Genomic DNA, 25,027 nt, shown 5'->3' on the forward strand with positions numbered 1-25,027 from the left:
CTTGCCAACCGACGACGAGCAGGCGAGCGCGCATTATTTCTGTTTCGGCTCCCACGGCAGTCGGGAAAGGGAGACAGAGGCCAGCCGATGGGCGATCAGCCGTTCCCGAAACCAGTCGCGCAGATGGGCCGGCTGCTCGCGTTCGACCAAATCAGCGACCACCGGCATGTTGTATCGCTCTTTAAAGGCGACGCCGGCGGCGGCGAGATCGACGTTGACTTTATCCATCTCATCTTGCGAAATTTTGGCCAGATTTCTTTCCATTATTTACTCCAGTGTGCTGGTAAACCCGGTCGAGGCGCTGACGCTTAGCTCGACTCTGCCATTATACAGGGTTATTCTCTGTGCTACAGACATAACAAAAGGGAATGACGAATATGCGACTCCTCGCTGGACGCGCGTTGCGCCTCTCCGTTGCGTTTGCCGGTATGTTAACCGCGGCAGGCGCCTTCGCCCACGCTCACCTGCAACAGCAGACCCCCGCCGCCGGTGCCCAGCTGACAGCCGCCCCGCAGTCGTTGACGCTCAGTTTCTCTGAAGGGATAGAACCCGCGTTCAGCGGCGTGACCATCACGGGTCCGCAGCAGCGCGCGGTTGCCACCGGAAAACTGACCCGTCATGCCGATAATCCCGCGCAGGTCACCATACCCCTGGCGGAAACCTTGTCGCCGGGGGAGTACTCCGTGTCATGGCATGTGGTCTCGGTGGATGGCCATAAAACCAAGGGGCAATACACCTTTAGCGTGAAGTAAAATGCTGACCGGGCTCTATATCACGCTACGCTTTGCGCACTTTTTCACCCTGATACTGGCTTTTGGCTGCGTGCTGTACGGCGCGTGGTGGGCGCCGGTGACGCTGCGACGCCTGCTGATGCAGCGCTTTTACCCCCTGTTACGCCCGGTGATGTTGATCGGCGCGCTCTCAACGGTGGGGCTGTATTTGCTGCAGGGAGGCATAATGGGCGACGGCTGGACGGACGTCTGGCAGCCCGCCGTCTGGCAGGCAGTAGCGGGTACCCGCTTTGGTGGGGTATGGATCTGGCAGATCCTGCTGGCATGGATCGCTTTCGCCGTGGTATGGATCCGCCCCCGTCGTGGTGCCCGACAGCTGGTGGCGCTTCTGGCGGCCCAGTTGCTGCTTTCCGCCGGAGTAGGGCATGCTGCTATGCACGAGGGTCTCCTTGGCGCCCTGCAGCGGACCAATCATGCGTTGCATCTCTTCTGCGCTGCCAGCTGGTTCGGCGGTCTGTTGCCCTTCATCTATTGTCTGCGCCTCGCGCAGGGACGCTGGCGGCGGGCGGCGGTCTATACCATGGCGCGCTTTTCACGCTACGGGCATCTGGCCGTCGCCGGCACGATTGCCAGCGGTGTGATCAATGCGCTGTTGATCCAGGGGGGAATGGTTGGTGCCTCTCCATGGGGACGGATGCTGTTGATCAAATGTGCGCTGGTCGCCGGGATGGTGGCAATTGCGTTAGTGAACAGGTATGTTCTGGTACCACGCATGTCGGCAAGCGGTTCGCGGGCGGAAAACCTGATCCTGCGAACCACACAGGCAGAGATGGGTTTAGGCGCGCTGGCGCTACTGGCCGTTAGTCTGTTTGCCACCTGGGAACCTTATTGAATTAACTGGCAAAATCATGAAAAAAATTGTTCTGACCATGTTGTTACTGGCAAGCTCCGGCGCTGCTCTGGCGGCGCCGCAAATTATCACGGTAAGCCGCTTTGAGGTGGGGAAAGAAAGCTGGGCATTTAATCGTGAGGAGGTGATGTTGACCTGTCGTCCGGGTAATGCGCTCTACGCTATCAACCCGAGCACGCTGGTCCAGTATCCGCTTAATGAGGTGGCTGAACAGCAGGTCAAAGCCGGGAAAACCACCGCGCAGCCGATCTCAGTGATCCAGATCGACGATCCGCAGCATCCAGGACAAAAAATGAGCCTCGCCCCGTTTATCGAACGAGCGCAGAAGCTCTGCTAAATTTTTGTACTATCTTCCTGTAATAGCATAAAAAAAACCGCCATTGCCGGCTAGCGGCTGTGGCGGTTTTTTGTCTAACTGGCGGCCCTTTTCCATGAATTATGTGGTCACATTGGCCACGGACTGGAAAAGCTGACGCGTTAAACTATTCTTATAGTGCAAGGCGACTTAGCCTGCATTAATGCCAACTTTTAGCGCACGGCTCTCTCCCAAGAGCCATTTCCCTGGACCGAATACAGGAATCGTATTCGGTCTCTTTTTATTCCCCATAGATATCAGAGATCTACAAGGGTGTGACCGAGATTATGCGAACTTTTCCCCAGTTTCCACATTGCGGTCGAATCCACTTATAACACAACAAAACGCGCTCTAACATTCCTTTTACATAAAATTCAGAGCATAACGAACGATTTTTTATCATGTTCATCCAGACAGTACTTTGTTGTGGCATACTAAAATTGACCACTGCTTAGCGCTTTTGCGCTATGAGTCTTCCGATTCGTTGGGTGGTCTGGCTGGGTACTTTTCTTTGAACGCTAATCTCATCTCCAGTAACCCCGCAGGCCGAGCGGGAATACGCGGCGAAATCAACATTAAAGAGTATGCGTAATGCATACTCTTTAAAAAAATCACTTTTTGATGATATCTTTTATTTTCCTTAGCGGAGCTGTAATCTTCCATGATGAGGACTGTTTTAATGCTGAAATATGACTTTTGATCTCATTAATTTCACTCTCATGTTGAATTTGCATTTGTCTCATCTCATCTTTATATTGCCTGGCAATATCCAGATTGGTGTATTTAAAACAATCAAGCATATGTGTGAGGAATTTATTATATTCAGGGAGAGCCAGTAAATGATTGTTGGGTGGGTTGTTTATTAATTCAGATACACATGCATAGTAGCCATTAAGGTGATTGTCACCTTTTTTCTGAGTCATAACGGAACCATGCCGTACTCGTCTTTGATAAAGCTTTTCTTTGATGCAATATACCGACGGATTGTTATGCAGAAGTAACATCGTAGTGAATATGTTATCCTCATGAATGATTCCTTCCTTAAACTTTATATCCTGGGAAAACTCTTTTTTGAATGTATATAGACAAGGGCTTACTATATAATTGTTTTCATTCATTGCTGTTTTAAAAAACTCAACGCCGGTGAGTGCTTTATCTGCTAATGACTGTGCCCTTTCATAGATGGGATTGAACTTGGTTGTTAACAGTTCATCATCAAAGAAAACGTCTGACTCGAATAAAATAACGTCTGCCTTACTTTCAGATATGACCTCCAGCAACCTATGTAAGGTTTTTTTGTTAAGTTTGTCATCGCTGTCTAAAAAAAGGATGTAATCACCAGTTGCTTTATTAATGCCAGTATTCCTGGCAGCGGATTGTCCCTTATTTTCAGTGTGGATTTTATGAATAAAATCATCTTTAAAAGAGTTGATGATATCCCCTGTTCGATCGGTGGAACCATCGTTTATAATGATGATTTCTATATCATGACACGCATTGTCAAGAACCGATTGAATGCATTCTTCTATATAAAGTTCAGCATTGAATGCTGGAATAATTACTGAGAATTTCATCTTAATTACAATTTCCCGCGAACATTGTTAAGGATGTTTTTGTTATTCATGTCAGCATTATAGATGAATTTCCATAGAGAGGCTATATGGATAATCAATAAAAAGTCGAAGACTCCGCCTGTTTTAAGACTAATGCCCTTGCATAGGATGATTTCATGTCCAGCGGAAAAGCAACCTTTGTCTCTAGTTTTGAAATAAAAAATTACTTTGAATGGTAGTCAAATAATATAAGTCACCATATTGAATAATGGAAAAGTGAAGCGCCATGTCTAATTTAGACACTTCTGAGTAATTGATAATATTGATTTTCATATTCTGTCGATAACACCTGATGATGCGAACTATGCCGCGCTTACGGTTATAGAACATTTCGACATAATAAAAATATCGCTGCGCGCTGCTTCCCGTGTTCCGTAGATTTTTTACTTTATCGGTTCGCGGTTCAGGCGGTGGCATATTTCTCCCACTGCGTTGCCGTGACAGTTACCGCGACGGCTCATACTGCCCCGCAGACCGGATGATTTCCGCAGCGACTGCCACTCATGGCTTGCGTACTGACTACCGTGATCAGAAAGAACCTGCGCCGGGTTTTGGGGATTACGACGCCACACGGCCAGCAAAGGTATATACAGGGCAATATCCTTTCCAGCGGGTTATATTGACCAGCTGATAACGTTGTGTATGAGCAGGCCAACAATCAAAATACAATCAGCCTTTGGTGGTTCGGATGTAAGCGATTTTCCTTATCCAAGATTCATCCAGTTCATCCGGGATGAACCGCCGCTTGAGTCTGTTGAGTGCTACGATACTGGTTTCCCCTTTACGCGCTCATGGGCTTCGGTACCCCCCCCTTCAGAGTCTTTATCCCTGCACGCGTCTTCAACCGCCAGACCGGGTTTATCCTGCAATATTGCCCGCTATCTCGCAGGTCGAGAGAGATGGTGCGATAACCATAGACGTAGCCGGATTCCAGGCAGAACTTTTTTGATTTGTCCGTCAGCCTCAGAACCGCCTAATGCTGCGGTGAATACGGCTGCTAAAATCAGATGTAAAACCAGCTCGGATGATCATTCCCCACCCGACAAAGTAGACGAACAGGCCTGGATCAGAAGTTGTCACCGGTAAAGACGTCCCTCAGTCGAACAGCTTCGTGAAGTACACCGCGGTGTTTTAATCTGTCCCGCTCGTCAGTAATCCGCTTCGGTTTATTCTGGAGTCGGCGGCTCTCGACCTGAGCCTCTGAATGCTATTTGTTGGTGGACGAGTCCGGCCCGTGCGTCTTTATCCAGGTATAGCGACTAGGGGTAGTGCCATTGAGACGTGTTTCAATACTGGAAACAGAATGGGCACGATCAACATCCTGTTCGACTGCTTCACTTTTAAACGCTTCAGGATAACGCTTGCTGCGCATGACTTGGGGAAGGGAAGACGAAAAGAAAAAACCTGCACCTAAACAGGCCCGGCGTGCAGGTTAACTGGCGGGCCAACATCGGAAGTCTGCTAGTATACATATTTGTATGATAAATAAAATAAGCAAAATCTACTCGGTTTGGCAATTCATGCGATTAGCGCTCTCAGCACAAGCGTGTGGATAAAATAATAGGCAAAAAGGCTTTTTCCCAACACATAAATTTATTCAGGAACGCTAAAAGTGGGGTATATCTGACTTTCGAGATAGCAGAGTAAAAGCCAAATTTCATCGCTGAAAATAAACCATATGCAGCCAACCAGAATGATGGCAAGAATAATCAGCAGGAACATTTCGGTTTTACTCATCTTGCCACCTACTATCCAATGGCGCCAGGGGCCATGATAGTAGCGAAATAAGGACCGAATAAGCAAACGCCGCGTGTCAGCGCGGCGTTACAGGCAGTGAAATTCAAGCACGGTGGCGCGGTTGCGTCAATATTGCCACCTGCTCAGTCAACTGATCCAGCAACTGGAATCGACGTCGGTATTCGGCCCGTTTTTTACTGGCGATGCTCTCCAGCGATTTTCTTTCCAGACCCAGCGGCAACTGCCAGCGCCAGGCGCTTTCCCGCTTGCCATCGATGGACTGCCAGAACTCGTCATAGCTGGCATGGAAATGGCGCCCCTTGCTCAGGCGATAGCGAAGCGCGCGGAACACATGACCATTATCGCTGACACCGTAGATCGACTCGATATGGCTGCGGGCAGCCAGTAGCCAGATAAACTCCAGCAGCAGACGCTTTGGGAACAAGCCATAGCAGGCGCGTGTCGCCTGCTTAATCACGTCATGGGAAACGTGGCGTCGCGGTCCCTGCAGACCGCCGATGATTAATTGCCAGGCTTCGCCATCCCAGGTTACACTGAAGGTGGCACTGGCTAACAGGGTGTGGTTGCTGTCGCGTAACCACAGCGTGGTTTCTCCCTCTCGCTCCGCTTTCCCCGCCGAGGAGGCGGAGAGGGTGAACTGGCTGTCATCTTTGCCATCCAGCGTTAGCAGCGAGACCTCATTGACCGCGGTCATGGCATGCGCCAGTAGCGACTCCTGCAGCGTGTCGATGTAGCGATAATGACTTATCACCGCCATTGCCCGTTGCCAGGCGTTGAGATCGCGGGTCAGATACTGACGGTGTACTTTCCCCGGCAGCGTTGCCTGCGCAGCCAGCAGCTGATTAAAATCGTCCCGGGCGCTAAGTGCCTCCAGCATCGCTCTGGTCGGGCTATAAAATAATACGGTACGTAGCAAGAACTTTAAGCGATAATTTTTCTGCCGCCAGATAGGTGCAGGTGTTAATCTGCCCATCACCAGATCGGCAATAAGATGCGAGCGCGGCGCAAGCACGCTGGATGAATGCAGGCTATTGTCTGTCACGATAAACACCTCGTTGTTATTTCCTCCTATTTTAAAACGAGCCTCTGGCAAGCTTAATCACCTGACCGACTATATTTGCCGTTTGTTTAAAATCGATTGAAGTGAAAATAAAAAATCGGCGGACCTGAGCTGGAATTACCTATAATTACCGCAGAGAGGTAATGATATGTATCAACGTATTAATGGCAGTGACTGGCGTAATATCTGGCTAATGGGCGATCTGCACGGCTGCTTTGCGCTGCTGATGGGCCGCCTGCGTCAGCTGCGCTTTGACCCCTGGGCCGACCTGCTGATCTCGGTGGGCGATCTGATCGATCGTGGGCCACAGAGCGCGGAGTGTCTCGCCCTGGTGCGCTGTCGTTGGTTCAGGGCCGTGCGGGGAAATCATGAACAAATGGCGCTGGAGGCACTGGAGAGCGGGGATATGGCGCTCTGGCAGATGAACGGCGGCGACTGGTACGCTCGAAGCCATGCACAGCAGCGGGCCGACGTTGACCGGCTGCTGTGGCGTTGTCAGCAGCTGCCGTTGATTATTGAAGTTGAGTGCGCAAACGTGAGGCATGTGATCGCTCATGCCGATTATCCGGCGCCGGTCTATCACTGGCAGCAGCCGGTGGATCCCAAGCGGGTATTATGGAGCCGCCACCGCCTGAGCGAACATCTGGCGGGGCGTCATGGCGCAATCGCCGGGGCTGACCATTTCTGGTTTGGTCATACGCCGCTTCAGGCGCGTTATGACCACGATAACCAACACTATATTGACACGGGCGCCGTGTTTGGTGGGGCGCTGACGCTGGTGGCGCTGCAGTCGGCAGGCTAAAAATCGCTATATTCGCTGGCGGGCTGCCAGAAGCCGTCAATAAAATCTTCGATCGGGTAGCAGCCGCCGTGACGGATCCGCTGATCTTCCATCGCCACTATGCACTGCGTTTCCTCGCGGTAGACGTCAACCACAATGTCCTCGCAGCCGCCATCCAGATAGCAAATAAACAACACTAAGGCAAACATCCTGGCCTCATGCTCGGGTTCACATACTATTTAGTGTAGGGGATGACGGCGGGATGGGGAAATAAATAACCCGTCTCAGGCGACGGGTTCATTGGTGTCAGGCTAGGCGCATGACCCAGGCATCGGACTGGCGGTCGTAATGTTTACGGTAGAGGACGGAATGTTCGCCATTGAGAATGGCGGGAACGCTGGTATCGGCATCCCAGGCGTCAAGTTGCATACATAAATCTGGATCGGATTTGCAGGGAATGCTTAACGTTCGCTCACCCTGATGGTCACCGTGCAGTTCGGCATCGTCTATCTCAAACGCGCCGATGCGGACATTGGTTTTACTCATCGCTTCACCCCATTTTTCAGCTGAGTTGTGGTACGACCAGTTGCGGCCGTCATTTTTCAGCGTAGTCAATGGGGCGAAAACCGCCAGTCAAAAAGTGCGCATTTTCTGCGCGACGTCACACCTTGCCGGCAAAAAGTTTTCCGTCGCGCACCAGCTCTCGCGGATAGCTGTTCTTCAGACGAGAACCAACCCGCTTGGCCAGGCCCAGCGGGACGCCCTGGAAGGTCACAATGGTTTCATCCTGCTGCGGCGGGGTCTGCGGATAGACATCGCGCCCGCGATACCACTCCTCCGCTTCCCCCAGCGTCAGCTCGAAGGCGTGCTGAGGGGCGGCAAAGGCGATAATCGCCTCATGCTGCCAGCGGTAGCCTTTATTGTGCAGCTCCGCCAGGCGCACGCCGATGCGAGAAAAACGCACCTTGCCAAACAGAGGTTCCATGGACTGCGGAAACAGCCACAGCTCTTTATCCCGCTGCCACAGCGTATGGCTTGCATCCCATTCCAGCCCAACGGTCCTGGCAGCGGCGGTCGCCGCGGCGGCTTCCCGTCCCTTCAGTGGTACAAACGGGAATTTACCGACCTTATAACCTGGCGCCGGGAGCGGATCGATCGCCGCTGTCTTGCGCAGGCGAGCAACAAAGAAGCCTTCGCAATCGTAGATCTGTGGGAACACGTGCAGAAATCCTTCTGCGGTTAAAGCATCGGCCGCGCCGGAAAACAGATCTCCCAGCGGCAGGATCTCCACCGCCTGTGGGTAGCGGGACAGCAGCCACTGAATGACCGACTGATTTTCCTCGCGGTTCAGGGTGCAGGTGGAATACACCAGCGTCCCGCCAGGGCGCAGGGCATGGAAGGCGCTGTCGATAAGCTCGCGCTGGGTGGCGGCGATGTCGAGGTTGCTCTCCGGCGACCAGTTTTTCAGCGCGTCAGCGTCTTTACGTACCACGCCTTCGCCGGAGCAGGGAGCATCAAGCAGGATGGCGTCGAAAGCTTCGGGGAGCGCCGCGCCGAAAACCCGGCCGTCGAAGTGGGTCAGCGCAACGTTGCTGATGCCGCAGCGGCTGATGTTGGCATGCAGCACCTTTACCCGGCTGGCAGAGAACTCATTAGCCAGGATGCCGCCCGCGTTACCCATTCGGGCGGCAATCTGGGTGGTTTTCGACCCCGGCGCGGCGGCAACGTCCATCACCCGTTCGGGCTGCCGGTTATCAGCGAACAGGGCGGCGACCGGTAGCATCGAGCTGGCTTCCTGAATATAGAACAGCCCGCTGAGATGTTCGGCGGTGCTGCCCAGCGGCAGAGCATCGTCGTTGTCCCGCTCGATCCAGAATCCTTCTGCGCACCAGGGAACCGGCGTCAGCTGCCAGCCATACGGGGCGACCAGAGAGAGGAAATCGTCGACGCTGATTTTCAGCGTATTGACGCGAATACTGCGGCGTAGCGGGCGCTGGCAGGCGGCGATAAAGTCGTCGAACGAGAGATGCGCAGGCATGGCCGCGCGCATTTGAGCGAGAAACGCTTCAGGGAAATAGACAGTATTTTCAGCCACAGGCAGCGCACCACAGAAAAAAAGGGTGCGCAGTTTAGCATAAACGCCCCGGCGCGGGACACCGGGGCGTGCGGTTTGTCATCTTCCCGCCCCGGTGTTTTCCGCGGCGGGAGAAGGGGGGAGGGCTACTGCGGCAGGGCGGTGCCCCATTCCCGCCACTCTTTCGGCTCGCTCTCCTGCAGCAGGAAGTGCTTGCCATCCTGGGCTTTCGGCGCCAGCGGCGTCCCCGGCGGTGTGGCAAAGGCGATCCCCCCGCGGATAAACTGATTGAAGGTGCCGGTTTTCACTACCCCGCCAATCAGACCGAAATCGAGGCTGTAACCCGAGGCCAGCCAGAATACCGAGTTATTGCGCACCAGATACTGGTAACGCTTGCTGATACGCAATTTCACCATCACCCGGTCGGACATCGAGCCCAGCGACAGGCCGGTGACGGTCCCCACTTCCAGCCCGCGGAACAGCACCGGCGTACCGATGCCGAGCGACCCGGCTTCTGGGGCTTCCACCACGATGTTCAGACCGTCGATATAGCGCGAGTCGCTGATCGTCGTATCCTGGATCTCAAAGTCCCGTCGCGCCGGGCCGCGACCGGGTTCCACGTTAATATAGGACTGGAACAGGGTGTCCAGGTGCTCCACGCCCGCAGCGGAGATTTGCGGCGTGATCACTGAGAAGCGGGTCCCGGCACGGGCGAAGGTGCCGACGTATTCCGGATAGAGCACCGCTTTCGCCTGTACCTCGTTTTTGGCGGTGATCAGCTCCAGCGACTGGATCTGACCGATATCAATGCCAAGGTAACGAATCGGCATCCCGGTCGCCATTTTCCCGGCGTCGAACGCATGCAGGGTGATCTGGCCGCCCACCGCGCGCGCCGCCGTTTCCGAGGCGTAAAGGATACGTTTGTTGTTCAACCGCGCGTTGGCGCTGCTGCCGTTGAGGTTATCAAAACTGATGGCCCCTTTAATGGCGCGGGCCAGCGGCGAGGCCTGCACGGTGAGTCCATTGCCGTCAAGTTTGACCTTCGCACCGCCTTCCGCCCAGAAGACGCTGTTGTTGGTCAGCAGATAGCGGTACTCCGGCTTGATATGCAGATCGATATCGAAAGCATCCCTGCGTGGTTTGACAGCGATGATCTCGCCGACGGCGAATTTACGATACAGCACCACCGAACCGGCCTGAACGTCAGGCAGCGTTTCGGCAGTCAGGCTTAACGTGGTAGTCGGCACTTCGCTGAGGCTGTTTTCCTGCGCCTTTTCGAGGTTAGCGTACAGCGGATAACTGCTCTGCATTTCGCCTTTTTCACCCGGGATCACGCGTATCCCGCCATTCACCCACTCGCTGGCGCTGGCGCCCAGCACCTGCACACCGTCAAGCCCCACTTTGACATCCAGACGACTGTTAACCACAAACTTGCTGTCGCCGCGGATGAGATCGCGGTACTCCGGGGCTATGGCCACCTGGAAAGTTACCCCTTTAGCCGTCAGTTTGCGCTCCAGCACCTGGCCGACTTTTACGCCGTGCAGCACCAGCGGCTGACCGCCGTCGATGCCGTAGCTCTCCGGCGCCGAAAGCGTGACAGTGGCGACGTTGGGCTCATCCAGCAGCGCTTTATCCGCCGGCATCACCGAGAAATGATTGCGCGGTTCGCCTTCGCCGGGCACCAGCTCAAAGGTATTACCGGTGAGCAGGGCGCTGACGCTGGGGTTGTCGAGGGAGAGCTTCGGCTTCTTCATCTGAATCAACGTGTTCTCCCGCAGCAGCGTCACCACGCTCGGGTCGACGGTCATCTCGCCGGTAACTTTGCCGCCGGGATTAAGATTCAGTTTGCTCAACTGACCGACTTCCAGCCCCTGATACATCAGCGGCGTCGAGCCCGCTTTCAGGCCATCGCCGTCAGGCAGATCCAACGTGACCACCACGCCACGCTGGCTGTGCGCCAGGTCTTCGTACAGGTGATAGTCATCATTTTGCGAGGCGACCTGCGAGTCGGCGGGGGAGTCAAAGGCGATAGCGCCATTCACCAGCGCGGACAGGTTCTCCAGCTGCACTTTGGCCCCGCTCAGGCCGACGTCGGCCTTGACGCCGGAGACGTTCCAGAAGCGGCTGCCTTTTTTCACCAGGTTGGTAAACCGGCGCTCGATCAGCACATCAATGGTCACTCCCTGGTTATTGGCATTCAGGGTGTAGTCATACACCCGCCCGACCGGGATCTTGCGGAAGTAGACCAGCGAGCCACTGTTCAGGGAGCCAAGATCCGGCGCCTGCAGATGGATCATCAGCTCGCCGTTGTTGATGCGGTATTTGGGCTGGGTGTCGAGGGCGACAAAGTGATCTTCGGGCTCACCTTTTCCCGGCATCATGCCAATGTAGTTCCCGCCCACCAGCGCATCGAGGCCCGATACGCCAGCCAGTGAGGCTTTCGGCGTGACCAGCCAGAACTGGGTCTCTTTGCGCAGCGCATCTTTCATATCGCGCTTGATGCTGGCGGAAACCTCAATCTTACTCAGGTCTTTGCTGAGACTGATATCCTGCACCGTGCCGACTTCCACCCCCTGATAGCGGATCGGCGTCCGCCCCGGCACGATGCCGTTAGCGGACTGAAAATCGATAGTAATCGTCGATCCGCGATCGTCAAAGCTGGTCCAGATAAGCCAGGCGGCAATCAGCAGCGCGATGACCGGCAGCAGCCAGAATGGCGAGATACGGCGTTTGGTTTTTATTCTGGCTTCAGTCTGCGAAGCGGGCGTTTCCTGACTCATGTGCGTCCCAAAGTAAGCGGCTGTCCAGCCATTCAACTGCAAGAATAGTTAAAATTACCGCGCCGCCGAAGTAAACCGCCGCCGGCCCCATGGTGAAGGCGAGGAGCTGATCGCGATTTATTAGCGACATGGTGAGTGAAATAACAAACAGATCCAGCATCGACCAACGGCCAATCCAGGTGATCAACCGCAGCAGCAGGATGCGGGTGCGCAGGCCCTGCTCGCACTTGAATTGTATGCTGACCAGCAGGGTAAATAACACTATAACTTTGGTGAATGGTACTAAAATACTGGCGATGAACACCACGCCGGCAATAGCGACATTGCTGCTGGCCAGGGAGATAATCCCGGAAAGGATGGTGTCGTCCTGACGCGCGCCGTTGACGTAGATGATGGAGATGGGCAGCAGGTTGGCCGGTAAGAGGAAAATCAACGAGGCAATCAGCGCCGCCCAGCTGCGCTGCAGGCTCTGCGGCCGGCGATGATGCAGCGACGTGTGGCAGCGTCGGCAGCGGCCACGCGCGTCGCGGTAGCCGGTGTAGTGGCAGCCGGTACATACCTGGAGATTATTATCGGCGCGGGTCGCCGGGCGTTCCGGGTAGAAACGCTCCCACAGCTCTTCGACGTTCATATGGATAAGCGTCAGGATGCTCAACAGTGTCAGGGAGATAAACGCCACCAGACCGATGCCCGGCTGTAGAAAAGCGTAATCCTGCACTTTGATCGAGGCGACGCCGATGCCCACCAGATAGATATCCAGCATCACCCACTCTTTGAGCTTGCCGAGCATCAATAGCACCGGGCGCAGGTTCATTCCCAGCACGTTGCCCAGCCACAGATAGCAGATGGAGACCACCAGCAGCACCGGCGCGACCACGGCGCAAAACAGCACCATCGCGGCGGTAATGGGGTCGCCCTGCGCGGTCATCTGCCAGATCCCCTGCAGGACGTTGGCATCGATGCGCATCCCCAGCAGGTGCAGGCGCAGCAGAGGTTCGGACCAGGCAAAAGGCATTAACAACAGCATTGCGAGTGCCATGCTGCCCAGACGTGTGAGCGACCAGTCGCGGCCATCTCGCACCTTTGCGTGACAGCGTGGGCACCAGGCGCTTTGGTTGCGTTTGAGCACCGGGAGGCGAAAGAGCATGTCACACTGGGCACAGCGTTGGTAATGCGTATAGGGAAGGGGTGTGCTGACAGCATGCACAACCATCTTATTCGCAGGTTTCAGGGTAGTTGTTTTTATCGGCATTTATTACGTACAGGAATGAATGTATCTAACTATCTTAACCTATGAATGAATTCATCTTGAGCCCAAGCGCATTTAATGCTTATTTTAGTAGGCTGTACGTATCAGGCAGTAAGACAACCAAGTGAAGATATAATGAGCAAAACAGAATTTTACGCGGATCTGAACCGCGATTTCCAGGCATTAATGGCAGGTGAAACCAGTTTTCTGGCGATGATCGCCAATACCAGCGCGCTGTTGTTTGAGCGGCTGACAGAGGTCAACTGGGCCGGTTTTTATCTTCTGGAAGGCGATACCCTGGTGCTGGGGCCGTTCCAGGGCAAACTGGCCTGTGTGCGGATCCCGGTCGGGCGCGGCGTGTGCGGCGCGGCGGTGGCGCAAGGCCAGGTCCAGCGCGTCGAGGATGTCCACGCCTTTGACGGCCACATTGCCTGCGATGCCGCCAGTAATTCGGAAATTGTCTTCCCTCTGCGGGTGAACGACCAGATTATCGGCGTGCTGGATATCGACAGTCCGGTGTACAACCGCTTCACTGCTGAAGATGAGCAGGGGTTGCGCACGCTGGTCGGGCAACTGGAAAAACTTATCGCAGCCACTGATTATCAAAAAATCTTTACCCGTGTCGTGGGATAATCAACGGATAACGTAGCATTTAGCGAGGACGTCATTATAATGTCGCCTGTTCATGCCTGCGGCTTGTTGGCTACGTCCGTTGTAATCAGGAAATTTCATGGAAAATCAACCTAAGTTGAATAGCAGTAAAGAAGTTATCGCCTTTCTGGCCGAACGTTTCCCGCAGTGCTTTAGCGCTGAAGGTGAAGCGCGCCCCCTGAAAATCGGAATTTTTCAGGATCTCGTTGAGCGAGTGGGTGGTGAGATGAATCTCAGCAAAACCCAGCTTCGCGCTGCATTACGTCTCTACACGTCCAGCTGGCGCTATCTGTACGGTGTAAAAGCCGGCGCAATCCGCGTCGATCTCGACGGCAACCCATGCGGCGAACTGGAAGAACAGCACATTGCCCATGCGCGTCAGCAACTGGAAGAAGCGAAAGCTCGCGTTCAGGTGCAGCGCGCTGCCCAGCAGGCGAAAAAACGCGAAGCCGCCGCGGCCGCAGGCCAGCAGGATGAAGGGGTTCGCCGCGAGCGTAAACCGCGTCCTCAGCAGCCGCGTCGTAAAGAAGGTGCTGAACAGCGTAAACCGCGTCCTGTTGCGGCCAAAGCCCCACGTGAAGAGCGTCATACTCCGGTATCGGATGTTTCCGTTCTGACCGTCGGCCAGGCGCTGAAGGTGAAAGCAGGCAATAACGCAATGGACGCCACCGTTCTGGAAATCACCAAAGATGGCGTTCGTGTACAGCTGACTTCTGGTATGTCAATGATTGTACGCGCAGAACACCTGGTGTTCTGAAACGGAGGCCGGGCCAGGCATGAACACATTTTTTAAAATCACCGCGCTTGCGGGCCTGCTGACACTAGCAGGCCATGCTTTTGCCGTTGATGACATAACCCGCGCAGATCAAATCCCCGTGCTGAAAGAAGAGCCGCAGCACGCGACGGTAAGCGAGCGCGTGACATCGCGCTTTACCCGCTCTCATTACCGTCAGTTCGATCTCGACAATGCCTTCTCGGCAAAGATTTTTGACCGTTATCTGAACCTGCTGGATTACAGCCACAATGTGCTGCTGGCCAGCGATGTAGCGAAGTTTGCGGCCAAAAAAGACCAAATCGGCGACGAACTGCGCACCGGGAAACTGGACGTCTTCTACGACCTCTACAACCTGGGGCAGCAGCGCCGCTTCGAACGCTATCAGTATGCGCTGAAGGTGCTGGAACGTCCGATGGACTTTACCGGCAACGACAATTTCAATCTTGACCGTTCCAAAGCGCCGTGGCCAAAAGACGAGGCCGAGCTGAATAAGCTGTGGGACGCTAAGGTTAAGTTTGACCAGCTAAGTCTGAAGCTGGCGGGTAAAGACGATAAAGAGATCCGCGACACGTTAACCCGTCGCTATAAGTTTGCGATCCGTCGTCTGGCGCAAACCAACAGTGAAGATGTCTTCTCGCTGGCGATGACCGCCTTCGCTCGCGAAATCGACCCGCACACCAACTACCTGTCGCCGCGCAATACCGAGCAGTTCAATACCGAGATGAGCCTCTCTCTTGAGGGGATCGGCGCCGTGCTGCAGATGGATGATGACTACACCGTCATTAATTCGCTGGTGGCGGGCGGTCCGGCCGCGAAGAGCAAAGCCATCAGCGTCGGCGATCGCATCGTTGGCGTTGGCCAGACCGGGAAGCCGATGGTCGATGTTATCGGCTGGCGTCTGGATGACGTTGTCGCGCTGATTAAAGGGCCGAAGGGCAGCAAAGTGCGCCTTGAGATCCTGCCAGCCGGTAAAGGGGCCAAGACGCGTATCGTCACCCTGACCCGCGAACGCATCCGTCTGGAAGATCGCGCGGTGAAGATGTCGGTGAAAACCGTCGGTAAAGAAAAAGTCGGCGTGCTGGATATTCCGGGCTTTTACGTTGGCCTGACCGATGACGTGAAAGTACAGCTGCAGAAGCTGGAAAAACAGAACGTCAGCAGCATCGTCATTGACCTGCGCAGCAACGGCGGCGGGGCGCTGACCGAGGCGGTATCGCTCTCGGGGCTGTTTATTCCGTCCGGCCCGGTGGTGCAGGTGCGGGATAACAATGGCAAGGTGCGCGAAGACAGCGATAACGATGGCGTGGTCTATTACAAAGGGCCGCTGGTGGTGCTGGTTGACCGCTTTAGCGCCTCGGCGTCTGAAATCTTCGCCGCGGCGATGCAGGATTATGGCCGCGCGCTGATCGTTGGCGAACCGACCTTTGGTAAAGGGACTGTACAGCAGTATCGCTCGTTGAATCGTATCTACGATCAGATGCTGCGTCCGGACTGGCCGGCGTTAGGCTCTGTCCAGTACACCATCCAGAAGTTCTACCGGATTAACGGCGGCAGTACCCAGCGCAAAGGCGTGACGCCGGATATCATGATGCCCACCGGGAATGAAGATCGCGAAACCGGCGAGCAGTATGAAGACAACGCTCTGCCATGGGACAGTATCAATGCGGCCACCTATGTGAAGTCCGGGGATCTGACCCCGTTTGGACCGGAGCTGCTCAAGCGCCACGACGAGCGCATTGCACAGGATCCGGAGTTCCAGTACATCATGAAGGATATTGCCCGTTATAACGCGATGAAAGACAAGCGTAACATCGTCTCTCTGAACTACGCCCAGCGTGAGAAAGAGAACGAAGAGGATGATGCGATTCGTCTGGCGCGGATTAACGATCGCCTGAAACGCGAAGGCAAGCCGCCATTGAAAAAACTGGACGATCTGCCGAAGGATTATCAGGAACCGGACCCGTATCTTGATGAAACGGTCCACATCGCGGTCGACCTGGCGCATCTTGAAAAAGCGCGCCCGGCAGTGGAACCGCCGGCCAGTAAATAAGTCACTAACGGGCACCTCAGAAGGTGCCCGTTTTTTTTGCGCGCTTTGTCATCGCCATTCAGCTCAGCTAACAAAATGTCAACCTGATCAGCCGCTGTCAGCAAGATGCTACAAAATGTAAAGTTGTGTTTTTATCGTGACTTAGCGGGGGTTGATGGTTGAAAATTGCAGCCTGACCCATACGATGTGGGTAATCGCATAGTGCGTTTTGTTAAATTGAGGTAAAAAGAAAATTATGATGCGAATCGCGCTTTTCCTGCTGACGAACCTGGCAGTGATGGTTGTGTTCGGGCTGGTGTTAAGCCTCACGGGGATCCAGTCCAGCAGCATGACCGGTCTTCTGATTATGGCCCTGCTGTTCGGCTTCGGTGGTTCTATCGTTTCGCTGATGATGTCGAAGTGGATGGCGCTGAAGTCTGTGGGTGGGGAAGTGATCGAGCAGCCGCGCAACGAAACGGAACGCTGGCTGATGAACACCGTTGCACAACAGGCGCAGCAGGCGGGTATTGCCATGCCGCAGGTGGCTATTTATCACGCGCCGGATATCAATGCCTTCGCCACCGGCGCGCGTCGCGACGCCTCGCTGGTCGCCGTCAGCACCGGGCTGTTACAAAACATGAGCCGTGATGAAGCGGAAGCGGTAATTGCCCATGAGATCAGCCATATTGCCAATGGCGACATGGTGACCATGACGCTGATTCAGGGGGTAGTGAACACCTTCGTTATCTTTATTTCGCGGGTAATCGCGCAGATTGCGGCCGGTTTCCTCGGCGGCAACCGGGAAGATGAAGGGGAGAGCAGCAATGGTAACCCGCTGATCTACTTCGCCGTTGCCACGGTGCTGGAGCTGGTGTTCGGTATTCTGGCGAGCATTATCACCATGTGGTTCTCGCGTTACCGTGAGTTCCATGCCGATGCCGGCTCGGCGCGTCTGGTGGGCCGCGAAAAGATGATTGCTGCCCTGCAGCGTCTGAAAACCAGCTATGAGCCGCAGGAAGCCAGCAGCATGATGGCGTTCTGCATCAACGGTAAAGCGAAATCCATGAGCGAGCTGTTTATGACTCACCCGCCGCTGGATAAGCGTATTGAAGCCCTGCGTAGCGGTGAATATCTGAAGTAATTCGTCATCTGACGCTGAAAACAAAAATCCGCAGCCCGCACGCTGCGGATTTTTTTTGCTGCCCGTCAGGCGGCGCGCGGCTGGGTCACGCGCAGACCGCTAATCAGTGCGGCAACGGTAGCCAGGATACCGGCCAGCAGCAGGGCGGTGTGGGTACCGCTGTTGCCGAGCAGGTTGAACAGCAGCGCGACCAGCGCCGCGCCGGTGCTCTGGCCGAGCAGGCGAGCGGTGCCCAGCATACCGCTGGCGCCGCCGCTACGATGGCTCGGAGCCGAGGCAACGATGGTATGGTTGTTTGGCGACTGAAACAGCCCGAAGCCGGCGCCGCACAGTGCCATGCGCCAGATGATATCCAGATCGGAAGGCGCCGACGGCAGCAGCGCCAGGCCGAACAGACCGCAGGCCATAATCAATAGACCGATGGCCCCCAGCAGCCCCGCGTGGCACTTCTCAATCAAATAGCCAGCCAGCGGCGCCATTACCATGGTCGCCAGCGGCCACGGCGTCAGCAGCAGACCGGTCTCCACTTCGCTGCGTCCCATCATCGACTGCAGGAAAAAGGGCAAGGAGACCATCGCCAGCATCTGCGCGCAGAAGGAGCAGATGGAGGTACAGATAGAAAGGGAGAACAGCGGGATGCGCAGCAGGTCGACCGGCAGCAGCGGGACGGGCATTTTGAGCTGGCGGCGAACGAAGAAAAAGCCCACCACCAGCATGGCCGCCACCTCCGCCAGCACCAGCTGCGTGGACTGCCCCTGGGCGAAACCGCTCAGGGCGGTGATCAGCAGCCCGAAGGTGAGGGCGTTCATGATGGCGCTCGGCAGATCGAAGCGGATGATTTTGCTGCGGGCGCTGTTGGGCGGCAGAAAGCGCATCGCCAGGACAAAAGCGACGATCCCGAGCGGGACGTTAATTAAAAACAGCCATTGCCATGAGGCAAGGGAGAGGATCGCCGCGGCGATAGTCGGGCCAGCCGCCGAAGAAACAGCGACCACAAAGGAGTTAATGCCCATGCCGCGACCAAGAAAGCGCTGCGGATAGATCAGGCGGATCAGCGCGGTGTTCACGCTCATCAGCGCGGCGCCGCCCAGCCCCTGAGCGACGCGGGCGAAGGTCAGCATTTCGAGGCTGCGCGACAGGGCGCAGGCCAGCGAGGTAAAGATAAACACCACCAGGCCTATCTTATAGATGCGACGATAGCCGACCATGTCGCCGAGAAAGGAGAGCGGCAGCAGGGCGATGACAATGGCGATTTGGTAGGCGTTGACGATCCAGATTGACGCCGCCGGTGAGGCGTTGAGATCGCTGGCGATGGTCGGGAGCGCGACGTTGGCGATTGCGCCGTCGAGCACGGCCATGGTCAGCCCAAGCACGATGGTCAGAATGGCGCCATAGCGTTGCGGCAGCGGCACGCCATCGGAAGAGTTTTTATCCATGGTGAATATGAGTCTTAAATGAAACGGTTTTTTGAATGATGAGTTTAGCATTGATTAATCCGCAGCATGTCGCAGATTTGTAACGAAGTGGCAGAAGAATGATTGCGGCCCAGGGGCGGCGAATTTATAATAAAAACCGGTTCTAAATTTTATAAAACAGTTACGACGAGGTGATAAATGGCAGGTGCAGATTTGGATAAACAGCCAGATTCTGTCTCTTCAGTATTGAAGGTTTTTGGTATCCTGCAGGCGCTGGGTGAAGAGCGTGAAATTGGCATTACCGAACTGTCCCAGCGCGTCATGATGTCAAAAAGCACCGTTTATCGCTTTTTACAGACCATGAAATCACTGGGCTATGTAGCACAGGAAGGGGAGTCTGAGAAATACTCCCTCACCCTCAAGCTGTTCGAGCTTGGCGCACGCGCGCTGCAGAACGTCGACCTGGTGCGCAGCGCGGATATTCAGATGCGCGAACTCTCGCGACTGACGAAAGAGACTATCCACCTCGGCGCGCTGGATGAAGACAGTATCGTCTACATTCACAAGATTGACTCGATGTACAACCTGCGGATGTATTCGCGTATTGGCCGCCGTAACCCGCTGTACAGCACCGCGATCGGCAAAGTGCTGCTGGCCTGGCGCGATCGCAGCGAAGTGGAGCAGATCCTCGAGGGCGTGGAGTATAAGCGCAGCACCGAGCGGACGATCACCAGCACGCAGGAGCTGCTGAAGGTACTGGATGGCGTTCGGGAGCAGGGGTACGGCGAAGATAACGAAGAGCAGGAAGAGGGGTTGCGCTGCATTGGTGTGCCGGTATTCGACCGTTTCGGCGTGGTCATCGCGGGGCTGAGTATCTCTTTCCCGACGCTACGTTTTTCAGAAGAACGTCTGCATGAATATGTGGCGATGTTGCACCAGGCGGCGCGCAAGATTTCTGAACAAATGGGATATAACGACTACCCGTTCTGACGCGATAGCTTAAGCCTGTGGCGACCGCGATGCTACATCGTGGTCGCCGGGCGCCGTCTTAGCCGTTATCAACCACGGTTGCGCTTTTACGCAGCAGAGGACAGCTGCTGACACCAATTACGCCGCTATTGGAATGAACATAAAGTGCGGTGCTCACACCGCGCGCGGTGAGATATTGGCACTTCAGTCCCAACCCACCCACGTTTTCTTCACTGTGGAATAATACGCCATAGCCGCTTAATAATACGCCAATCCATAAGATAGCCACCACGACAATAGTACGAATGATTAATCGCATTGATGCCTCGTTATTTGTATGATCCTTGCCGTGATTGTGACATGAACACGTTTTGAAACAAGTCGATGATTCCTAAACTTGCCTTTCGTAATACAGTTAGCCGCGGTTTAAGAAGGCCGTGTTATCCTGGCGACATAAAGTACTGATGCGGAGAGTGGAGTGAAAAAATTACGGTGGGTTTTACTGATAGTCATCATAGCAGGCTGCCTGTTGCTGTGGACTCAGATGCTTAACGTAATGTGCGACCAGGATGTACAGTTTTTCAGCGGTATTTGCACTATCAATAAATTTATCCCGTGGTAAGACATTTTTCTGACGACTGATTTCCTTCTGCGGCGTGGGTGGTAGAATGAACGCCTTCTCTTTGAGGTGGTGAAATGAGTGAGTTACTAAATCCTGGAATTTTAAATCTGGCATCGCTGGCCGTATCCGTAGCGCTGCTCCTTGTCGGTCTGTTGTTATGGTTCTTCGTCAACCGCGCCAGTTCGCGGGCGAATGAGCAGATAGAGCTGCTGCAGGCGCTGCTGGATCAGCAAAAGCGGCAGAATGCGCTGTTGCGTCGCCTTTGCGAAGCTAATGCGCCGGAAAAAGAGGACGTGGCTGAGCCGACCGTCGCCGGTAAGGCAAAAGCGGACGATGACTTTATCCGCCTGGTCGCAGAGCGCTAAGAGGCTCGACAGGTGTGCATCATAAGATGCGCACCTGCATGATAGCTGGCAGTAATATCTTATTCTTATTCCATTATTCCTTTCCCCGCGCATTATTTCCTTTTTACATGCTGTAAATAAAGTCAACTCCGTCACGTTTATTGTCGGGTTCGTGACACTGTCATCATTTTTTCATTATTAAGGTGCAGAATTAGCACTATTTTTAGTACAGCAACTAACAGATTTTATTATCACTACACTAACGCGGCTTTAGCGATTTTTCGTCTGCGGTTATAACGAATTATGCGCATCGATATTCACCATTGCGCTTGCGATGGTGGCAGTATGGCAGTTCGTATACGGACATACCTGGACGAAGCGAAGTTGTTGAGCTATGGTAAAAAAGTTGCAGTAATGAGGCAGTGTCCAGGCGATATTAGCGAAGGCTGTAGCGCCTTGCCAGGGGCGGCAAAGACGCATAAATGTGCAGGCGATCAAATGATTACCTTATAATTTGTGCGAACGATCGAGACACGTTTAAAAATGGCTTGCCATTATTTACGTAGTGTGTGATAACACGTTTCGGGTTAAACGAGGTACAGTTCTGTTTATGTGTGGCATTTTCAGTAAAGAAGTCCTGAGTAAACACGTTGTCGTTGAATACCGCTTCTCTGCCGAACCTTAAATTAGTGCCTCATGCAGTTATGTGTCAGTTTTATCTATGTAAACGCCAGCAGGCGAAGAAAACAGTCTAAGGAATTTTGCAAATGGCAAAGATTAAAGGTCAAGTTAAGTGGTTCAACGAGTCTAAAGGTTTTGGTTTCATTACTCCGGCTGATGGCAGCAAAGATGTGTTCGTACACTTCTCCGCTATCCAGGGTAACGGCTTCAAAACTCTGGCTGAAGGCCAGAACGTTGAGTTCGAAATTCAGGACGGCCAGAAAGGTCCGGCTGCAGTTAACGTAACTGCTATCTGATACAAGACCACTCTTCTTGTATAAAAGCCTCGCTTGTGCGGGGCTTTTGCGTTTTTATTGCAAAGCATGTCATTTTTACCCCTCTCGTCGCGCCTTGTTGCAAATACTCAACTTTATTAGCATTGTGTAGCAGTCTGTTTTGCTAATTTTCTGTTAAATCAGTTGGTTGCAAAACAATGCCGGAGCTATGGTGCTAAACAAAAAAACGAAGTCCGCGGCCAACTTTACCCCGATTCGCTTCGGGTTACTGTGTGTGGCTATTCTCGGTTGTCTGGGGCTGCTGTTGGCTCGCGTGGGCTGGCTACAGATAATCTCACCCGATAACCTTGTGAAACAAGAAGATATGCGATCGCTGCGCGAAGAGCCGATTGCGGTTGAGCGGGGCATGATCAGCGATCGCGAGGGGCGGCCGCTGGCGGTGAGCGTTCCGGTCAGCGCTATCTGGATTGACCCGCAGACCACCATGGAAAAGGGCGGTGTGGGCTATGGGCCTCGCTGGCAGGCGCTGGCCGAGGCGCTGCATCTGAATCTCGGGGAGTTGGCCCAGCGGGTACAGAGTCATCCGCACGCCCGTTTTCTCTATCTGGCGCGCCAGATCAATCCCGAGCAGGCCGAGTGGATTGATAAACTGCATCTGCCGGGCGTCTATCTCCGCGATGAATCGCGACGTTTCTATCCAGCTGGCCATGTGGCTGCCAATCTGCTGGGTTTTACTAACGTCGATAATCAGGGGATTGAAGGGGTGGAGAAAAGCTTTAACGCCCAGCTGACCGGTAAACCCGGGCGACGTCTGGTGCGTAAAGATAAACATGGCAATGTCATTGAGAACATTACCGAAGTGCCGCCGGTCCCGGCGCATAATCTGCAGTTGAGTATCGATGAGCGACTGCAGACGGTTACCGAAGATGCGCTGGATAACGCTGTTCGCTGGAATAAAGCGGAGTCCGGGGCGGCGGTGTTGATCAAAATCGACACCGGCGAGATTCTGGCGATGGCCAACTATCCGGACTTCAATCCGAACAATCGCGATACGGCAACGCTGGATGATTTCCGTAACCGCGCTATCAGCGATACCTTTGAACCCGGCTCGACCGTCAAACCGCTGGTGATCATGACCGCGCTACAGCAAGGCATCGTCCAGCCGGACAGTGTGGTGGACACGCATCCCTTTGTCCTCGACGGCCACCGCATCCGCGACGTCGGCTATTATCCGGAGCTGACCCTGACCGGGATCCTGCAGAAGTCCAGCGATACCGGTGTGTCGCATCTCTCGCTCGCCATGCCGGTACAACATCTGATCGATACCTACAAGGCTTTCGGCTTCGGTGAGTCGACCGGGCTGGGGTTAACGGGTGAAAGCGCCGGGCTGATGCCACAGCGCCGCTACTGGGGACAACTGGATCGTGCCACCTTCGCCTTCGGCTATGGTTTGATGGTCACGCCGCTCCAGCTGGCGCATGTTTATGCAACTATCGGCGGCTTCGGTATTGAACGACCATTGTCGATTACGCGTATCGACCCGCCGGTGATTGGCACGCGCGTGATGCCGGAAAACATTGTTCACAGCGTAGAACACATGATGGAAAGCGTGGCGCTTCCGGGCGGGGGAGGGACCAAAGCGGCGGTGCGTGACTATCGGGTAGCGGTTAAAACCGGGACGGCGAAGAAAATCGGCCCGGACGGCAAATATATCGATAAATATGTGGCCTATACCGCCGGTGTGGCGCCCGCCAGTCGCCCACAGTTCGCGCTGGTGGTGGTGATGAACGATCCGAGCAATGGTTCCTACTACGGCGGGGCCGTTTCCGCCCCAGTGTTCAGCCAGATTATGGGCGATGTCCTGCGCCTGGAGAACGTCATGCCGGACGGCATGCCGCAGGGGGCGGAGAATCTGATCGTGATGCATGACAGTCACCCACTGGCGCCGGCGCTGTAACAGTGGTCTGCAGGGGCGAATAGCGCTACACTTTCGCCCTTTCAGCGACACCGGAGCCGTCATGTCATACAGTTGTCCCCTTTGCCACGCGCCGCTCAGCCTTAGCGACCGTCACTATTCCTGCCCGCAGCGGCACCAGTTCGACCTGGCGAAAGAGGGGTACGTTAATCTGCTCCCGGTGCAGTTCAAACGGTCGCGCGATCCTGGCGACAGCGCCGGGATGATGCAGGCCCGTCGGGCGTTTCTTGACGCCGGGCATTACCAGCCCCTCCGTGACGCGATCGCCGAACGGCTGCGGCGCTACGCCCCGGCGGACTTGCTGGATATCGGCTGCGGAGAGGGGTATTACACCCATGCGTTTGCCACCATCGCTGGCCGCAGCTGGGGGCTGGATGTGTCGAAGCCGGCGATCCGCGCGGCGGCAAAACGCTACCCGCAGGTTAATTTTTGCGTAGCCTCCAGCCAGCGGCTGCCGTTTTCCGATGCCAGTTTCGATGCGGTAGTGCGTATTTACGCGCCCTGTAACGCTGAAGAGCTGGCGCGGGTGGTGCGGCCAGGCGGATGGGTGATCACCGCCACGCCGGGTCCCCGCCACTTACTGGAGCTGAAAGGGTTGATTTACGATGAAGTTCGCCTGCATGAGCTGAAGACGGAAGCGATGCCGGGGTTCCATCTGGAGGCACAGGAGCAGCTGGCCTATCCGATGACCCTGACGGGAAGCGAAGCGCAGGCGCTGCTGCAGATGACGCCTTTTGCCTGGCGCGCCAGGCCTGAGGTGCATGCCGCGCTGCGTCAGCAGGCGACCTTTGGCTGCCAGACCGATTTTATGATCCATTGCTGGCAGCGCGAAGCGTAAA

General features: G+C 54.9%; 24 protein-coding genes and 3 pseudogenes. 15 read left to right on the plus strand and 12 right to left on the minus strand.

Features of this window, described 5'->3' with window-relative positions; translation table 11 throughout:
• Positions 1 to 33: 33 nt before the first annotated feature.
• Positions 34 to 264, minus strand: coding sequence for a DNA polymerase III subunit theta (locus tag B8P98_RS10540; protein WP_002911406.1), 231 nt, complete (start codon positions 262 to 264; stop codon positions 34 to 36).
• Between the two features lie 113 nt (positions 265 to 377).
• On the opposite strand from B8P98_RS10540, the gene yobA reads away from it, so the two are divergent.
• From yobA to B8P98_RS10555, 3 genes are read left to right on the plus strand one after another with little or no spacing between them, the layout of a single operon-like run.
• Positions 378 to 752, plus strand: coding sequence for a CopC domain-containing protein YobA (yobA, locus tag B8P98_RS10545; RefSeq protein WP_025711086.1), 375 nt, complete (start codon positions 378 to 380; stop codon positions 750 to 752).
• Between the two features lies 1 nt (position 753).
• On the plus strand, positions 754 to 1,623 hold the full coding sequence (gene copD, locus B8P98_RS10550; RefSeq protein WP_080924780.1) for a copper homeostasis membrane protein CopD: 870 nt from the start codon (positions 754 to 756) through the stop codon (positions 1,621 to 1,623).
• A 16-nt stretch (positions 1,624 to 1,639) separates the two neighbouring features.
• Positions 1,640 to 1,978: a YebY family protein gene (locus B8P98_RS10555; RefSeq protein WP_002911404.1), complete on the plus strand. Its 339-nt coding sequence runs from the start codon at positions 1,640 to 1,642 to the stop codon at positions 1,976 to 1,978.
• A gap of 629 nt (positions 1,979 to 2,607) precedes the next feature.
• Here the strand turns inward: B8P98_RS10555 and B8P98_RS10560 are convergent.
• The 4 genes and pseudogenes from B8P98_RS10560 to B8P98_RS10570 all read right to left on the minus strand — a co-directional run bounded on the left by B8P98_RS10560 (position 2,608) and on the right by B8P98_RS10570 (position 6,418).
• Positions 2,608 to 3,570, minus strand: a complete 963-nt coding sequence (locus tag B8P98_RS10560; protein WP_025711084.1) for a glycosyltransferase — start codon at positions 3,568 to 3,570, stop codon at positions 2,608 to 2,610.
• A 274-nt stretch (positions 3,571 to 3,844) separates the two neighbouring features.
• Positions 3,845 to 4,981 (minus strand): annotated as a pseudogene (locus B8P98_RS30445) (DDE-type integrase/transposase/recombinase).
• Positions 4,982 to 5,202: 221 nt separating this feature from the next.
• Complete coding sequence (locus B8P98_RS30450; protein ID WP_042929055.1) at positions 5,203 to 5,346, minus strand: Ecr family regulatory small membrane protein; 144 nt, start codon at positions 5,344 to 5,346, stop codon at positions 5,203 to 5,205.
• A gap of 103 nt (positions 5,347 to 5,449) precedes the next feature.
• Positions 5,450 to 6,418: a VirK/YbjX family protein gene (locus tag B8P98_RS10570; RefSeq protein WP_025711083.1), complete on the minus strand. Its 969-nt coding sequence runs from the start codon at positions 6,416 to 6,418 to the stop codon at positions 5,450 to 5,452.
• Between the two features lie 157 nt (positions 6,419 to 6,575).
• Here B8P98_RS10570 and pphA point away from each other — a divergent pair, with 157 nt between their 5' ends.
• Positions 6,576 to 7,229, plus strand: coding sequence for a protein-serine/threonine phosphatase (gene pphA / locus B8P98_RS10575; protein WP_025711082.1), 654 nt, complete (start codon positions 6,576 to 6,578; stop codon positions 7,227 to 7,229).
• Here pphA and B8P98_RS10580 read toward each other — a convergent pair.
• From B8P98_RS10580 to yebS, 5 genes are all read right to left on the minus strand, one after another.
• The gene (locus B8P98_RS10580; protein WP_025711081.1) at positions 7,226 to 7,417 is read right to left on the minus strand and encodes a YdfD/YebW family protein; all 192 of its coding nucleotides are present in this window, start codon (positions 7,415 to 7,417) and stop codon (positions 7,226 to 7,228) included. The two genes, pphA and B8P98_RS10580, sit on opposite strands and share 4 nt — an antisense overlap.
• A gap of 97 nt (positions 7,418 to 7,514) precedes the next feature.
• Positions 7,515 to 7,754 (minus strand): YebV family protein, encoded by a 240-nt coding sequence (locus tag B8P98_RS10585; RefSeq protein ID WP_025711080.1) that lies wholly within the window; start codon positions 7,752 to 7,754, stop codon positions 7,515 to 7,517.
• Positions 7,755 to 7,869: 115 nt separating this feature from the next.
• Positions 7,870 to 9,303, minus strand: coding sequence for a 16S rRNA (cytosine(1407)-C(5))-methyltransferase RsmF (gene rsmF / locus B8P98_RS10590; RefSeq protein WP_095032968.1), 1,434 nt, complete (start codon positions 9,301 to 9,303; stop codon positions 7,870 to 7,872).
• Between the two features lie 125 nt (positions 9,304 to 9,428).
• On the minus strand, positions 9,429 to 12,062 hold the full coding sequence (locus tag B8P98_RS10595; RefSeq protein WP_025711078.1) for a PqiB family protein: 2,634 nt from the start codon (positions 12,060 to 12,062) through the stop codon (positions 9,429 to 9,431).
• Positions 12,031 to 13,314 (minus strand): membrane integrity lipid transport subunit YebS, encoded by a 1,284-nt coding sequence (gene yebS / locus B8P98_RS10600; protein ID WP_025711077.1) that lies wholly within the window; start codon positions 13,312 to 13,314, stop codon positions 12,031 to 12,033. The genes B8P98_RS10595 and yebS overlap by 32 nt, the downstream gene beginning before the upstream one ends.
• A 132-nt stretch (positions 13,315 to 13,446) precedes the next feature.
• Here yebS and B8P98_RS10605 point away from each other — a divergent pair.
• The 4 genes and pseudogenes from B8P98_RS10605 (at position 13,447) to htpX (ending at position 17,907) form a co-directional block, all read left to right on the plus strand.
• A pseudogene (locus B8P98_RS10605) lies at positions 13,447 to 13,960 on the plus strand (GAF domain-containing protein).
• An 81-nt stretch (positions 13,961 to 14,041) separates the two neighbouring features.
• The gene (proQ, locus tag B8P98_RS10610) at positions 14,042 to 14,719 is read left to right on the plus strand and encodes an RNA chaperone ProQ (RefSeq protein WP_025711075.1); all 678 of its coding nucleotides are present in this window, start codon (positions 14,042 to 14,044) and stop codon (positions 14,717 to 14,719) included.
• Positions 14,720 to 14,738: 19 nt separating this feature from the next.
• Positions 14,739 to 16,787 (plus strand): carboxy terminal-processing peptidase, encoded by a 2,049-nt coding sequence (gene prc, locus B8P98_RS10615; RefSeq protein WP_080896664.1) that lies wholly within the window; start codon positions 14,739 to 14,741, stop codon positions 16,785 to 16,787.
• A 235-nt stretch (positions 16,788 to 17,022) separates the two neighbouring features.
• Positions 17,023 to 17,907: a protease HtpX gene (gene htpX / locus B8P98_RS10620; protein WP_004203371.1), complete on the plus strand. Its 885-nt coding sequence runs from the start codon at positions 17,023 to 17,025 to the stop codon at positions 17,905 to 17,907.
• A 65-nt stretch (positions 17,908 to 17,972) separates the two neighbouring features.
• Here the strand turns inward: htpX and B8P98_RS10625 are convergent, their stop codons facing one another.
• Positions 17,973 to 19,343 (minus strand): MFS transporter, encoded by a 1,371-nt coding sequence (locus B8P98_RS10625; RefSeq protein WP_049162589.1) that lies wholly within the window; start codon positions 19,341 to 19,343, stop codon positions 17,973 to 17,975.
• Between the two features lie 177 nt (positions 19,344 to 19,520).
• On the opposite strand from B8P98_RS10625, the gene kdgR reads away from it, so the two are divergent.
• Entirely contained in the window at positions 19,521 to 20,312 is a 792-nt protein-coding gene (gene kdgR, locus B8P98_RS10630) for a DNA-binding transcriptional regulator KdgR (protein ID WP_025711073.1), read from the plus strand.
• A gap of 58 nt (positions 20,313 to 20,370) precedes the next feature.
• On the opposite strand, the gene B8P98_RS10635 is transcribed toward kdgR, so the two are convergent.
• The gene (locus B8P98_RS10635; RefSeq protein WP_023290223.1) at positions 20,371 to 20,610 is read right to left on the minus strand and encodes a YobH family protein; all 240 of its coding nucleotides are present in this window, start codon (positions 20,608 to 20,610) and stop codon (positions 20,371 to 20,373) included.
• Positions 20,611 to 20,769: 159 nt separating this feature from the next.
• On the opposite strand from B8P98_RS10635, the gene mgrB reads away from it, so the two are divergent.
• From mgrB to rlmA, 6 genes and pseudogenes are all read left to right on the plus strand, one after another.
• Positions 20,770 to 20,913, plus strand: coding sequence for a PhoP/PhoQ regulator MgrB (gene mgrB, locus B8P98_RS10640; protein ID WP_002911375.1), 144 nt, complete (start codon positions 20,770 to 20,772; stop codon positions 20,911 to 20,913).
• A gap of 74 nt (positions 20,914 to 20,987) precedes the next feature.
• Positions 20,988 to 21,278 (plus strand): YebO family protein, encoded by a 291-nt coding sequence (locus B8P98_RS10645; RefSeq protein WP_025711072.1) that lies wholly within the window; start codon positions 20,988 to 20,990, stop codon positions 21,276 to 21,278.
• Between the two features lie 589 nt (positions 21,279 to 21,867).
• Positions 21,868 to 21,939: pseudogene (locus tag B8P98_RS10660) on the plus strand (DUF2627 domain-containing protein); the annotation flags it as partial.
• Positions 21,940 to 22,024: 85 nt separating this feature from the next.
• Positions 22,025 to 22,234: a transcription antiterminator/RNA stability regulator CspE gene (gene cspE, locus B8P98_RS10665; RefSeq protein ID WP_001062678.1), complete on the plus strand. Its 210-nt coding sequence runs from the start codon at positions 22,025 to 22,027 to the stop codon at positions 22,232 to 22,234.
• Positions 22,235 to 22,421: 187 nt separating this feature from the next.
• Positions 22,422 to 24,170, plus strand: a complete 1,749-nt coding sequence (ftsI, locus tag B8P98_RS10670) for a peptidoglycan glycosyltransferase FtsI (protein WP_025711070.1) — start codon at positions 22,422 to 22,424, stop codon at positions 24,168 to 24,170.
• A gap of 61 nt (positions 24,171 to 24,231) precedes the next feature.
• Complete coding sequence (gene rlmA / locus B8P98_RS10675; RefSeq protein WP_025711069.1) at positions 24,232 to 25,026, plus strand: 23S rRNA (guanine(745)-N(1))-methyltransferase; 795 nt, start codon at positions 24,232 to 24,234, stop codon at positions 25,024 to 25,026.
• Position 25,027: the final 1 nt, after the last annotated feature.

The organism is Klebsiella quasivariicola (assembly GCF_002269255.1).
GTDB lineage: Bacteria > Pseudomonadota > Gammaproteobacteria > Enterobacterales > Enterobacteriaceae > Klebsiella > Klebsiella quasivariicola.